The sequence below is a fragment of the Xanthomonas sp. SHU 166 genome (genome assembly GCF_000364685.1).
Lineage (GTDB): Bacteria > Pseudomonadota > Gammaproteobacteria > Xanthomonadales > Xanthomonadaceae > Xanthomonas_A > Xanthomonas_A sontii.
Genome location: NZ_AQOJ01000015.1, coordinates 1 through 13,316, shown reverse-complemented (window position 1 = coordinate 13,316; position 13,316 = coordinate 1). Strand labels below are relative to the sequence as shown.

Genomic DNA, 13,316 nt, shown 5'->3' with positions numbered 1-13,316 from the left:
CAGGAGGCCTGGGCAAAAAAAGCCAGGCATCGAAGCTCTTTTCCAGAAAGACCTAATGGGTGAAAGGCTTACCGCTTTGACCACCCGCACGGAGCCCGCAATGACAAAGGTCACACAAGTAGTGGTTAGCCCACTATCCCTTGCCACAACATACATTCAGACCTTCTCGGTGCTTCCGGATGGATCTCATGTGCCGAAGTCATATGCCACTGGCTTCTTCGTTCGCTTGAGCAATGCGCTGCTTCTGGTGACTAATTGGCATGTTGTGACCGGCCTTGATCCAGCGGACCCAAGTAAGTTGAGCGGAACCATTCCTCATTACATGAAGCTGACTCTACGATCAAAGACGGGAGGCATAAGTGAAATGTCGCTGCCGCTATACGACGATAAGCTCAAACCACGCTGGGATCAGCATCCCGAGGGACCTTCAGTGGATCTGGCATTATATCCTTTGGATCCCATTCTCGAGGATCACTTCCATGTCCTCGATGTGTCTGATGCGATACGAGGCAAGAAGTTGGAGGAGACTGTGGCCAAAGACGTCTTCATCATCGGCTATCCCTTTCATCATACGGATCTACAGAATCAGTTCGGACCGGAGACGCCTTACTACCTCCCAATCTGGAAGCGTGGGAGTATCGCCACCGAGCCGGGCTCTCGCCTGAGTAATCGCATACTACTCATAGACTCTCTAAGCCGCCCTGGCATGTCTGGTGCTCCAGTGGTGATCGCTCAAGAAGAGGGGGTATTGCGGACGACCGATCCTGAGACCAAAGCGCTGCTCAGGGCTCAGGAAGCCGGGACAATTGGCGGTCTGGATTTCATCAGGAAGCTTGACATGAGTAGAATGTCGAGTGCACATGAAATGCGCTTCTCTCTCCTCGGTGTCTACTCCGGCGTAATTGGAAACTCTCGCTTAGAACAAGTTGCGTTGGGAAAATGCTGGCATCGCGATGTATTGATGGAGACGATCTTCAGGCATGCGCCCGGCGAAATGCCCTACCACGGACCCATCGACGAGCCTGCATATTTTCGCTACTTGGAAAAGTTTACCCGCGGGAAGCTAAGAATTCTCGATCCGGACGGCAACGTGGTAACCGAGGTTCAGAACAGGAACTAGGCCATATTGACCAGGCTGAACGGCAAATCGCCCAGCTCTTTTGGCGCTGCTATCGAGTCTGCCTGGCGATCTCGACTCTGTCCGCGATTCAAAGCCTGCCGTACCTGGTCAACTTAGCTGCCGATATTGGTCAGTCGCTCTGGTGGGGCATGGGCAAATGCTTGGCTATATGCATTCGGAGAACGCAATGACAGGCGATTCGTCTTCGTCCGCTGGAATGACTCGCACCAAAGTGCGCAATCAGCAGCGTCTGTTAGATGCCTTGAAGAGGCTTCAGGCACGTTGTCCAACGGTTCCAGCACTACAAGAGGCCGTCACTAAAGGCGAGCGCCTTGTCACGTTCACGAACGTTGCCCTTGAGGCTGGACTTAGCCGCGGTCTGATTGCGCACGAACGATGCGCCTATCCAGCGGTGCGTGCAGCAGTGAGCGAGCAAATGAGAGCGGATGCGGAGCCTCACATTACTCCAGCCCTCGTCGCGGAGCTACGAGCCACCGTTCGCGATCTGGAGAAGCGACTTGCGAATCGTGATGCTTACAACGCCGAACTCGCCGCCGAAAACACGCTACTGCGTAAGCAGCTTGGCAACGACACTCCTACGGCTGAAAATGTTGTCAGCTTTCGTCGAGATCATCGACGAAAGGAGAAGTGATCGCTCTGTCGATCGCCTTGAGAATCGCTTCGCTCTGTCTGACGCGTAATGCCGCAATCGACACCTGGTCACGTCTATCCATTGTCCGCTCTTGCCGGACTATCGCTCGATTCTCCTCGGCACGTGCCGCCCAGAAGGGCCGATGCTCGGCCAAAATGAGGCAGCACTTGCATGAGGCGCAGACTCCTGGACTGCGAGTCACGAAATTTGGAGCGCTGCGCGCTGTTAAGGGAAGCGTATTAAGATCGTTGCACTTAGAGTTAGCCGGCATCAAACCCATCAGGCAAGTCGCATAGAGACCATTCCAGATTCGGATGTCACTCCCCTTTACCCAGGCGACCGCTCGCTCATAGTCATCTTCACCGTCGGCTCCGCTGATCTCCTCAGCCAGATCTTTGTGATATTGGTCGATGAGATGTTGAGCGCTCCCTGCACCAAGCCGCTTGCCCTGGCTCATAGCAAGAAGCAGCTGAGCGGTCGACTTCACACGTTCCCCGTCTAGATCTTCCAGGAACTTCGCATCGGCGCCAACGTAGGATTCACTGGTAACCATCTCTGATATATGCTTGAAGTGATCGCGTAAAGGGATGAGCATCGAAGCATCGGTGCGGAATACAAATACCGCGAAAGTGGGTCGCCAACGGTGTGCACGATATGTACTTACGGCCTCCTCTATTTGGTCAGTGGATCTTTCTTCAGCGACTAAGGCATATCGGACGAAGCGTTTCTGGATGATAGTCATCCGATCACTTTTAATCGGGCCAACATCTTTCTGCCATCTAGGTACCCCCCTCGGATACGAACAGGTGATAAGAAGGTTATCTGTGCACGAGAGTATCCGCCAGCTGAGCAACAGTTCCTCAAGGACCTTAACCGCGGCAACAGGGGGCGGCAGGTAGCTCGTTTCCTTGGGCCTACAACCAATCACCCACTCTGCATCTATCAAGCTACGCTTGGCGCTTAGGCCTTTTAGATAGAAGATCTCCATAAGGCCATCTGAAGACGGCCTCATCTTGACGCAACTTGGCAATCCTTTCGACAGCTTCCTTCGCCCCTTCAGACTTAGAACTTCGTGTGCGCGAATGCCGGTGCATGCCTGGATGCAGATTGTGCAGGCAGCGATGACATGGTTCACCAAGGCTCTGATATACACACTTGGATAGACACGTCCTTCCAGAGCATCGACATCATCTTTCCGTTGGACTTGGGCCAGCGCTTTTAGAGTCCGAGGAGTCAGACTCTTCTCAAACTTCTCAATAGCTATTTCTGTCAATATCTCTGCCGCTTCACGATCATTCTCACTTTGTGAACTCTCATATTCATCTTTAAGGGCGATCACTAGTGGAGAAATTTTTTCGATCCAATAAAACGCGGCCGAAAGCACGGGCGTTGCGACAGCATCCTCTAATGGCGGAATCAGCTCAGGCCTTGAGAAACCGAGTTCGTCAACAACGACTGCAAATGGGGTGCGGCCCTCAAAAGGCTCCTCAGGCAATGTCGCCACGCCTATCTCCGCCATCACTGCGCGCTGGTCCCACATTTGTCGGATAGGAAGTAGAAGAAGATATGCACTTGGGTAACCCCACTTACGGGACCTACCGATGTGGGCCCCAGACTTCTCATACATTTCCTCTAGTTTGCTCACGTAGCCGCGAATGGCAAAACCATCAAGGTCCCCAATTGATCTGATGCCGTGAGTTTTCATATAGTAGGCAAGCACATACAGTTTTCGCACGATAGGAGCAATCGAGTTCTGGTCCATCCGAATCCCATTGGGCCTGTCGACAGCAGATCGTACGTATGCCTGGAATTCGCTCCGGAGTTGTGCGTTCTCTGCATCGGCCATGTTGCTTCCGTCGCCTATCTCTGCGTCCCAGCGGACTTCGTGCTTCCTCTTTAGACCAGGAATTTTTTGGCCAATCTTCCAAACGAGATCATCTCCGAGATGAGGTCCAATCTTTTCCGGCTGCATACGATTACTCCAAGCAGGGAAGGCTGGAAAGCTGCAGACTCCGTGCAGCTACAACATTCTTCTGGGAACTAGTTCTTGGTATCCAAGCTCCGACCAGACGCTCGTAAGGCTTCAGGAACTTTGCTTCCCAGATTGCAGAGCCAAGCTTCTGCTTGGCCTCTTCATATCGTTGATGAAGCTGATGAAACCTAGCCAGGGCGTATGCTTTGTCCGTGTCGCAAGTAGCAAGTGGGCAGGAGGGGCACTGACCATAGGCGTCACATGCTCGCCCCTCGATCTGTCCAGGAAGCGGGCTGCCAAATGGATCGGAGCATCGGAAGCCTGGCGTTGCAGCGCTCCTTTCACTTTGTTTCCGGCCAATCCGAGAATCAACTCGCCCACCGCTCGTCACCCAGCGCTGGTGGCCGACCTGTGCGCCAACCAGCCTCTCCTGCCCCCGTCCAATCGAGGCCTGAGTTCGATAACTGTCAAGCGTCGTTACCACGTTCTTGTGGCCCAGCAGGATCTTCAGACCCATGAGGTCACCGGGCCGCGCTCGCTGGAATATTTCACTAAACGTCAGACGCATTTCACTGAGCCCGATGGGCCTTAAGCCTCGCCGAATGCAATAGGCTCTCAAAGCAGCCTGAAGTTCGTTGTAGTTGCCCTTCATGCGTAGAGCAAGTGAGCCGATCGGACACCTTTGGTGTTCTTTATTTCGCCACTTGTTGGCGAAGAGCCAGAGATCATTCTTCGTTTTTTCCGGTGCGCCTCCCCTGATGAGTCGTGTCCAATCTTTGACAAAACGGATTATTGTCGAAACGGCAAGAAGCTCGTCACTTACGGGGAATGATCGACGTACTATCGAGTTCGCTCGAAACTTTTCTGCGCTTAGATAGATCATCGCAGTACCCATTCGATTGCGCTCTTCGATACGCGTTATGTCCAACCATGACAGCGGTTGCTGATTGAAGCCCGTATGAGCTGCCATTAGATAGAGGAATGGTGGCCAGTCATTCATCTGCGGATGGACAATTTTTGCAGCGTCCGTGTAGCCGATTTCTTCAATCAACCTGAAGAGCTGTGGATCATGCTGCTGCAGTTCCATTCTTGCTGGCAGTAGCTGGCCATTTCCGTACTGAGCTACCGCTCTTGCGATGAGTGCCACTTCATCGCTCTGGTTCTCAAACTCATCCGACAGGTTGTTCTGGATCATTTGATGAAGCTTGAGAAGCTTGGGCCATAGACATTCCATGGTCCTCCTCGCGTCGTTAGCGGCATGCTCCATCACAGCAGTGTAGCCTTCTAAATCAATATCCTGCTGTGGCGCTGGTTGTACCTTTACCCCCGCAAACGGCTTGTTCGGAATGTCAATCTTCGGCTCGTTGGCGTCAGTCCTTTCGTTCAAAGCCACGAAGATGGATTTCGCCGCACACCAATAGCCCAACTGGGTATACGGCCGTCTCTGAGCCAGAGTTGGATCCTTAAGCCAAGTCAGGAAATCCTGGAGAATTCTTGGTGGAAGTTGACTGACATGGTCGATCTTCTTGCTAGTTGACAGAAGAAACGCGAGGAACCCGTCCTTGAATTGCCCTGCTTTTCCTTTCCGCGTTGTACGCTTCTGACAACAAGAGCAATCGGCAAAAGCCCTGGCCAGTTCAACGCCGATCAGGCCAACGGCAAGCCACTGTGTAAGCACGAGCTTCTGGTTGATCTCCAGCCCTGGGTCTTTGAACTCTAACTCCAGAGTGCTCCTATCGTGACGGATCTCCCATCTCTGGTGAGGACGCTCTGTGCTTCCCTGCTGCCCTTTGAATCGCGCAGCTGCTGCACCTTTCTTGGGCATGGGAACCCTCGCTTCGGCTGCTAAGGAATGCTTGGTAAGAGCTTTCGTAGCTGTATCGATTGTGATTCCGAAAGCTCACTCTCATAGATGTGCGAGCACTGCAGATACATCTGCTCGGTCGTGTCCCTATTGCTGTGCCCGAGTACTGCTTGGACATACTTGGAAGGATCCGAGTCTCCACGATTGCGTCGGTCAATAAACGTCGTCAGGGCGAACGTGTGGCGCAACGCGTGGACGGTGATAGCCGCTTGTCGCACGCGCTCGATGTCATCGACGTCTGAATTTCTGGACATCAAACGCGTTAAGAGCTGCCGCCGGGCAGATGCGATCTGACAACTGAATTTTCTTGCGGAGGCTGGCTTTGCACGACTGTTCGCCCTTTCTCCTCCCAGGAGAAAGAGATGACCATGCTCGGACTCAATCCAACCAGAGCGCAATGCCTCAGCCATGAGAGGTTTTCGGATGCTTCTGCTGTACTCCCGAAGTACGCTTATCAACCAAACAGGGAACGGCACATCGCGCTTCTTGCTGCCCTTGCCGACAACGCGGATTGCGACGTGGGTGTAGGGATCCCGGCTTTTAAGGTCGGCTAGTTGGATCGGTTCCAGTTGCAAGTCACAGACCTCCTGGCGCCGTAGCCCAGTATGCAGACACACCTCTGCCATCAACCTGGGAGGTGAGAGTTCTGAAGCAGGCTTCAAACCGCCTCTGACGTCCTCAACCAATGGTGTGGGCCCAAGGACGTCAAAGAGCGCACTGATCACCCTTGGATCTAATGCACGAACCAAACGATCCGGCGGAGTACCTCGGACGGAGCCGATGTTGCCGGCGAACACCTCCTTTGTTCCGGATCGCGTCGCCATCATCGAGCGGCCAAAGCGGTGCTTCAGCAACCCCGAGTCCTGACAGTACTCCAAGAACGAAACCACGCTTGCGCGTCGTCTAGAGACGGTAGCCGAAGCATAGCCACGTCCGGTCGCTGGCGAGACTTGCCCCGCCATAGACTCCAGGTAGTCGATCAGAAGATCAGGAGAGGAATCGGCGACCTGTAGGCCGCGGGCATCCAAATAATTGTGGTAGTCCGCTAGATCGTAGGCGGCTGCTTCGGATGACTTCACGCTGCCCTTGAGCCGATGCTCCTTCCGGCCGACCAGGTGCTTGGCGACCAGATGGTCGAAGCACGGCTGCACCATCTTCCCGGTCGGCTCCGAGACAAGAAAGTGGAAGCCAGCGGGCAGCGGCTTCGCTGCTCGGGACGATGTGCTCGGACCCCGCAAAACGCCATGACGTACGCGAGCTTGATAGCCGACACCTGCCATGTCGCGCAATGAAGCATGTTTCGTTTTTGGACGCAACTACCTATGGGTTGGGTCTATTTTTTTGAACATTCACCACGCGACCATACCGTGCTCGCAGCCGCGGTACGGGTTCACCGACTGCGCGAACCCCACGTCCGGCGACTGGTTGCGGCTGATGATGCTGCGCGCGGTCTCCTCGCTCACCTGGGTGCGCAGGCGCGGAGCGGCAAATTCCTCGCTGTCGTCGGGATGCCAGCCGTCGTCCTCGGCCTGGCTGACGGTCCGTTCGAAGCGGCCCGGCAAATGGCTGCCGGCGCCGCGGCCCTTGATGGCGGTGCTCATCGGCATAGGCTACGCGCCGACCGTCTCGGCGGATGCGACGGCACCGACGGCGGCGCTGAATCTTTCAGGCCACGCAGTCAGCGTGGCTCACCTCCGCCCGTTGCGCACGGCGGCGCAGCAGATCGACGTTCCACGGCGGGCCGGCGGCCTGTCGCTCTTCGGCGATGACGCTGCCATTCGCCGAACCGGGGCCTCGTCGCGGGCGCACGCGAACGCCGTCGCCTTGGCGTCACCCGGTTGCCGCGAACGCCTGCTGTCATGCACCCGCAGTGCAGCGCAGGTTCGCTGAGCGGATGGCTGCCAGCGCGCCAGACAGCAAACCCACGCGATCCGGGCGGTCGCCGCGGTGCCGGGCCGGCATCGCCTTCGCCGCAACCTCCGCGTCACCCTCTAGAATCCGCCGATGCTCGTGATCGCGACTCTGCAGAACACCTGGGACCGGCTGACCGGCATCCCGCACATCGGCGCCTACCTCACCGCCGCCTACCTGCTGTACATCCTGTGGCTGAGCGGATGGATCGTGCTGCAGAAGCGCGAGCCGGCGGCGACGCTGAGCTGGGTGCTGTCGCTGGCCGCCTTGCCCTACCTGGGCTTCGTCATCTACTACCTGCTGGGCCCGCAGAAGGTGAAGCGGCAGCGCCTGCGCCGCGGCCGCTCGCGCTCAGGCATGGAGCACTACAGCAGCGTGTGCCCACCGGATGCCGACTGCACCGAGCTGGCCAAGATCGCCCAGGCCACCACCGGCCTGGCGCCGAGTTCGGCCACCGCGGTGCAGTGGCTGGTCGACGGCGCCGCCACCTACGAGGCGATCCTGCGCGACATCGGTGCCGCCCAGCACCACGTGCACCTGGAGTACTACATCTTCAATCCCGACCGCACCGGCACGCGCATCCGCGACGCGCTGCTCGAGCGCGCCCGCGCCGGGGTGCGGGTGCGGCTGCTGCTGGATGCGGTCGGCTCCTCGCAGGTGCGCAAGCGCTTCCTGCAGCCGCTGCTGGACGCCGGCGCCGAGGTGGCCTGGTTCCATCCCACCCAGTTGCTGCGGCCGTTCAAGTTCAAGCGGCCCTGGGTCAACCTGCGCACCCACCGCAAGATCGTGGTGATCGACGGCCACATCGCCTTCACCGGCGGCATCAACGTCACCGACGAGGAGAACGAGGCGCTGCGCGCCGACGCCTACCGCGACCTGCACCTGCGCTGCGAAGGCCACGTGGTGCGCAGCCTGCAGCTGGTGTTCGTGGAGGACTGGCTGTACGCCACCCGCCAGGGCCGCGATGCCTTCGACATGGCGCGGATCTGGCCCAGCGACATGCCCAGCCGCGACGCCGGCAGCATCCAGGCACAGGTGCTGGTGTCGGGGCCGGATTCGTCGTGGGAAAGCATCCATCGCCTGCAGGTGGCGGCGATCCACGAGGCGCAACGGCGGGTGTGGCTGGTCACGCCGTACTTCGTCCCGGGCGAGGCCGCGCGCATGGCGCTGACCTCGGCGGCGCTGGGCGGGCTTGACGTGCGCCTGCTGGTGCCCAAGCGCAGCGATTCGCGGCTGGTGACCTTGGCCGCGCGCTCCTACTTCGACGAACTGCTGCAGGCCGGCGTGCGGATCTACGAGTACGGCCCGCGCATGCTGCACACCAAGGCGCTGATCACCGACGAGGACCTGTGCCTGGTCGGCAGCGCCAACTTCGACAACCGCAGTTTCCGGCTCAACTTCGAGGTCGCCACGCTGTTCCGCGATCGCGGGCTGACCAGGCAACTGGCCGAGCTGCTGGAAGGGGAGATGGCCGATGCGGTGCGCGTGCGCGACGACCGCAAGCGCTCGCTGTGGCGCTACCGGCTGCCGGAGGCGGTGGCGCGGCTGACCTCGCCGCTGCTGTAAGCGCGGCGCCCCGGCACCGGGAGCGGCGCGTCCGGCCGCCACACCACGTGGAACCGGCACGCCCGGCGGCGCTACACTGCGCCATCCTTGGGGAGATCGTCATGTACTGGCTCTTTCTGCCGCTCGCGCTGGGTGCTTTCGTTCTGGCGTTCACGACGCCGCACATGTGGTTGCTGGTGGTGAGCCTGCTGGCCGCGCTGGCCTTTCTGCTGGCCTGGGCACGCGGCTGGTACGTGGCCAAGATCGGCGACGCCAGCCAGCGCGATGCGATGCCGATGATCGACCCGGCCGAACTGCGCCGCCTGCGCGAGCAGGCCGAAGCGCGCCGCGCCGCGGCCGCCGCCAGCGACGACGCCGCGGCGCCGTAAGCGGTTCGCCGGCGATGACCAAGCTCAGCGTCAACGTCAACAAGATCGCGGTGCTGCGCAATTCGCGCGGCGGCGACCTGCCCAGCGTGCTCGACGCCGCGCGTGCCTGCCTGGACGCCGGCGCGCACGGCATCACCGTGCACCCGCGCCCGGACCGGCGCCACATCCATGCCGAGGACGTGCTGGCGCTGGCCGAACTGACCCGCGAGCGCGGCGTCGAATTCAACATCGAGGGCAACCCGTTCGCGCCGCCGCGTCCCGGCTACCCGGGACTGATCGCCCTGTGCGCGCAGACCCGCCCGGCACAGGCCACCCTGGTGCCCGACGGCGACGGCCAGCTCACCTCCGACCACGGTTTCGACTTCGGCCGCGACAGCGAGCGTCTGCGCCCGCTGATCGCCGAACTGAAAGCCCTGGGCTGCCGGGTCAGCCTGTTCGTCGATGCCGACAACCCCGATCTGGCGGTGGCGGCCGAACTGGGCGCCGACCGCATCGAGTTGTACACCGGTCCCTATGCCGCCGCGTGGGAGCAGGGCGACAGCGCCGCGGCCGCGGCGTTCGCTGCCGCCGCACGCCGCGCGCAGGCTGCCGGGCTCGGCGTCAACGCCGGCCACGATCTGGCCCAGGCCAATCTCGGCGCGTTCCTGGAGACGGTGCCGCAGGTGCTGGAAGTGTCGATCGGCCACGCGCTGATCGGCGAGGCGCTCTACGCCGGGCTCGACGCCACGGTGAAGGCCTATCTGGCGGTGCTGGCCGGCGCACGCTGAGCGACGCCGGCAGCGCGGCCTGGCTCCCTGGAACTTGCCCGCGTCGCGGGCGCAGCGATCGCGTACAGCAAGGTTGTCGCGATCGGCGCAATCCGATCAACCTGGGCGTTCGCTGCCTCCCGCAAGCGGAAACGCGCGAGTTCCCGACGCACGCGACGCCACCGGCAATGGTGGCGTCGCACCACAGACCGCCTGCTACTGCACGAAGCCGATGCGCTGGACGTCGGCGTTCTTGGCCGCCGCCAGCACCTTGGCCATGGCCTCGTAGTCGGCGTCCGGGCTGGCATCGATGCGCAGTTCGGGCGGATTGCCGGCCGCCTGCGCCATCGCCTCCTGCAGCCGGGGCTGCAGATCGCGCAAGGCCAGCGGCGCGGCATTCCAGAACAACTGGCCACTGGCGTCCAGGCGCAACTGGATCGGGTCCGGTGGCGGCAAGGGCCTGGAAAGTGCCGGCGTCCGCTGCGGCAGGTCCATGGCGATCGTCCGCGTCAGCATCGGCGCGGTGACGATGAAGATGATCAACAGCACCAGCATCACATCGACCAGCGGGGTGACATTGATCTCCGCCAGCGGTCCCCGATTCCCTGCAGCACTGAACGCCATGGCCAGCCTCCTGTGGGTGTGGTGTCGCGTTACCAGCCTACACCCGCGGCGCGGCGGGATGCGAGGGGCGGCGACAGGCGGGCGGGCTCGGGAGTGGCCCCGCATCGGACTGCTCAGGCCGGGAGGCGAGCAGGCGAGCGCGAAGCACGCCCGGCCAGGCGGACGACGCGACGCGCGACACGCAGGACTGCGGGCAGGCATCGTCGCAGCGGGCAGTGCAGCCAACCATGCATGCACAAAAAAACGCCACCGTTGCCGGTGGCGTTTGCAGTCGCGTCATGACTGAGGTGTTGCGGTGAAGCTTATTGCTGCACGAAGCCGATCTTCTTCATGTCCGAGTTCTTGGCGGCGGCCAGCACCTTGGCCATCACTTCGTACTCGGAATCCGGATTGGCATCGATGCGCAGTTCCGGCTGGTTGGTCGGATCGCGCTGGACTTCGTTTTCCATCATCTGCGGGAGCGCACTCACCGCCACCGGGCTGTTGTTCCAGAACACCTGGTTCGACGCATCGATCCGCAGATCGATCGGCGGCGGCGGATCGCGCAACTGCGGCGGCGGGTTGATGACCCGCTGCGGCAGATCCACGTCGATCGGGTACGTCATGATCGGCGCGGTCACGATGAAGATGATCAACAGCACCAGCATCACGTCGACCAGCGGCGTGACGTTGATGTCGGCCATGGGACCACGGCCGCCTCCTGAGCTGAACGCCATGGCTCAGTTCCCCTTCTCTTTGGTCGCAACGAAGCCGACGTCCAGCATGCCCTGACTCTGCGCGATCTTGGTGATCTCGTTGATCGTGCGCATCTTGGTGGTGCGGTCGCCACGCAGGTTGAGCGGCGGCTGCGGGGTCTGCTGTGCAGCGGTCGAGAAGCGCGATTCCAGGGCTTCCTTGGAAATCGGCTCATCGTTCCAGTACAGCGACCCGTCCTCCTTGACCGCCAGGGTGATCGGATTCGAACGCTTGTCGTCCTTGTCCGGATCCTGCTTCAAGTTGGCTTGGGGCAGTTCCACCTTGACCTTGTGGGACATCAGCGGTGCCGTGATGATGAAGATGATCAGCAGCACCAGCATCACGTCCACGAGGGGCGTGACGTTGATGTCGGCCATGGGGCCGCCGCTGTTACCACTACTGAAAGCCATAACGGGCTCCGTTAACGTTGCGTGGACGACTTAGCCGGGATCAGCGAACGCGCGAACCGGTGGCGAAGAAGTCGTGCAGGTCGTGAGCGAAGGTGTCGAACTTGGCGATCACCGAGCTGTTGACCTTGCTGAAGAAGTTGAAGGCGAACACGGCCGGGATCGCGACGAACAGACCGATCGCGGTCATGATCAGCGCTTCACCGACCGGGCCGGCCACGGCGTCGATCGAGGCGGAGCCGGTGGCACCGATCTTGATCAGCGCACCGTAGATGCCCCACACCGTACCCAGCAGACCGACGAACGGCGCGGTCGCACCGACGGTCGCCAGCAGGGTCATGCCCGACTGCAGCTTGGTGCTTTCGCGGGTCACGGCCTGACGCAGGGCGCGGTCGACGAACTCCGAACGGCTCAGGGTCTCGCCCAGGCCCGTGCCGGTGCCGGCTTCGGCGCGCTGGTGGTGCGCGGCGGCCTGCGCAGCGTCCAGGGCGATCTTCGAGAACGGCTCGGAGGCCGGCTGCTCTTCCATCGCACGGATGGCGTCCTGGGCGTTCGGGGTGTCCCAGAACAGGCTGGTGACGCGGTCGGCCTGGCTCTTCAGACGGGTGGCGCGGAAGATGTTGATGATCGTCCAGTACCAGGACGAGGCGGACATGATGATCAGGGTGATGAGCACCACCCAGGAGACGGCGAAGTCACCCGGCTTGGAGGTCATTTCGGTGATCAGGTGCTCGAAGCCCATCTGCGACAGGGCGTTCGATGCGTTGTTGCCCCCCGCAGCAGCGGCGATGAAAATTTCCTGCAGCATGACGCTTACCTTTGTTGTGTGTGGTGGTGATGAGGGTGGTGCAAAGAGTAGACAGGGTCTGCGGACCGGCGGTGCGCCGGTCCGCGCAACCTTTGTATCAGTTCAGCGCGAAGTTGACCGGGACGCGGACGCGGCCGGCGGTCTTCTGTCCATTGGCCATGGCGGCATTGAAACGCCACTTGCGCGCTGCTTCCATGGCGGCGCGGTCCAGGTCGCGGTTGCGGCTGGATTTCTCGACGGCAACGTTCGTCACGTTGCCATTTGCATCGACATCGATGATCAGGATCACCTCACCCTGCGCACCCGAGCGGAATGCTGCCGGCGGATACTTCGGCGGATTCATGTTCTTCGACGAGATATCGACGCTCGCGCCAATGTCGGTCGGCTGCGACGGCGGCGCAGGCGGCGACGGCGGGGTGGCCACGTCGTTGGGGCGCGGCTCCGGCACGTCGATCACCGGGGCTTCCGGCGGCGGCGGCAGCGGGGTCGGCTTCGGCGGCGCCAGGTTCTTCACCGGCGGCGGCGGAGTTTCCGGCGGCTTCG

General features: G+C 60.8%; 14 protein-coding genes and 1 pseudogene. 6 read left to right on the top strand and 9 right to left on the bottom strand.

Features of this window, described 5'->3' with window-relative positions; all coding sequences use genetic code 11:
• The first annotated feature begins 100 nt into the window (after positions 1–100).
• Together D180_RS22620 and D180_RS23665 are read left to right on the top strand one after the other, a co-directional pair.
• The gene (locus D180_RS22620; RefSeq protein WP_157835391.1) at positions 101–1,120 is read left to right on the top strand and encodes a serine protease; all 1,020 of its coding nucleotides are present in this window, start codon (positions 101–103) and stop codon (positions 1,118–1,120) included.
• Between the two features lie 157 nt (positions 1,121–1,277).
• A complete protein-coding gene (locus D180_RS23665) occupies positions 1,278–1,772 on the top strand; it encodes a hypothetical protein (RefSeq protein ID WP_157835390.1) in 495 nt (164 codons plus the stop codon).
• Here the strand turns inward: D180_RS23665 and D180_RS23660 are convergent.
• From D180_RS23660 to D180_RS00840, 4 genes and pseudogenes are all read right to left on the bottom strand, one after another.
• Positions 1,735–3,744 carry a hypothetical protein gene (locus tag D180_RS23660; RefSeq protein WP_157835389.1) on the bottom strand — a complete coding sequence of 670 codons (2,010 nt, stop codon included), beginning with the start codon at positions 3,742–3,744 and terminating at the stop codon, positions 1,735–1,737. The genes D180_RS23665 and D180_RS23660 overlap by 38 nt on opposite strands.
• Positions 3,745–3,748: 4 nt before the next feature.
• Complete coding sequence (locus tag D180_RS23655) at positions 3,749–5,569, bottom strand: hypothetical protein (RefSeq protein WP_157835388.1); 1,821 nt, start codon at positions 5,567–5,569, stop codon at positions 3,749–3,751.
• Positions 5,570–5,589: 20 nt separating this feature from the next.
• On the bottom strand, positions 5,590–6,888 hold the full coding sequence (locus D180_RS22615) for a tyrosine-type recombinase/integrase (RefSeq protein ID WP_081616349.1): 1,299 nt from the start codon (positions 6,886–6,888) through the stop codon (positions 5,590–5,592).
• Between the two features lie 84 nt (positions 6,889–6,972).
• Positions 6,973–7,209, bottom strand: a pseudogene (locus D180_RS00840) (radical SAM protein); the annotation flags it as partial.
• Here D180_RS00840 and D180_RS23650 point away from each other — a divergent pair.
• The 4 genes from D180_RS23650 (at position 7,196) to D180_RS00825 (ending at position 10,220) form a co-directional block, all read left to right on the top strand.
• Positions 7,196–7,498 (top strand): hypothetical protein, encoded by a 303-nt coding sequence (locus D180_RS23650; protein ID WP_152240485.1) that lies wholly within the window; start codon positions 7,196–7,198, stop codon positions 7,496–7,498. The pseudogene D180_RS00840 and the gene D180_RS23650 sit on opposite strands and share 14 nt — an antisense overlap.
• Before the next feature lie 114 nt (positions 7,499–7,612).
• On the top strand, positions 7,613–9,085 hold the full coding sequence (gene cls, locus D180_RS00835; protein ID WP_017911273.1) for a cardiolipin synthase: 1,473 nt from the start codon (positions 7,613–7,615) through the stop codon (positions 9,083–9,085).
• 101 nt (positions 9,086–9,186) lie between these two features.
• Positions 9,187–9,453 (top strand): hypothetical protein, encoded by a 267-nt coding sequence (locus D180_RS00830; RefSeq protein ID WP_010340662.1) that lies wholly within the window; start codon positions 9,187–9,189, stop codon positions 9,451–9,453.
• 14 nt (positions 9,454–9,467) lie between these two features.
• Positions 9,468–10,220 (top strand): pyridoxine 5'-phosphate synthase, encoded by a 753-nt coding sequence (locus D180_RS00825; protein WP_017911272.1) that lies wholly within the window; start codon positions 9,468–9,470, stop codon positions 10,218–10,220.
• A 195-nt stretch (positions 10,221–10,415) separates the two neighbouring features.
• On the opposite strand, the gene D180_RS00820 is transcribed toward D180_RS00825, so the two are convergent.
• From D180_RS00820 to D180_RS00800, 5 genes are all read right to left on the bottom strand, one after another.
• Positions 10,416–10,823, bottom strand: coding sequence for a biopolymer transporter ExbD (locus tag D180_RS00820; protein ID WP_017911271.1), 408 nt, complete (start codon positions 10,821–10,823; stop codon positions 10,416–10,418).
• A 302-nt stretch (positions 10,824–11,125) separates the two neighbouring features.
• The gene (locus tag D180_RS00815) at positions 11,126–11,539 is read right to left on the bottom strand and encodes a biopolymer transporter ExbD (RefSeq protein ID WP_010340665.1); all 414 of its coding nucleotides are present in this window, start codon (positions 11,537–11,539) and stop codon (positions 11,126–11,128) included.
• A 3-nt stretch (positions 11,540–11,542) separates the two neighbouring features.
• A complete protein-coding gene (locus tag D180_RS00810) occupies positions 11,543–11,968 on the bottom strand; it encodes a biopolymer transporter ExbD (RefSeq protein WP_010340666.1) in 426 nt (141 codons plus the stop codon).
• A 40-nt stretch (positions 11,969–12,008) separates the two neighbouring features.
• Positions 12,009–12,773, bottom strand: a complete 765-nt coding sequence (gene exbB, locus D180_RS00805) for a TonB-system energizer ExbB (protein WP_010340667.1) — start codon at positions 12,771–12,773, stop codon at positions 12,009–12,011.
• A 97-nt stretch (positions 12,774–12,870) separates the two neighbouring features.
• Positions 12,871–13,316 (bottom strand): energy transducer TonB (locus tag D180_RS00800; RefSeq protein ID WP_017911269.1); only part of this gene is annotated, 446 nt, incomplete at its 5' end.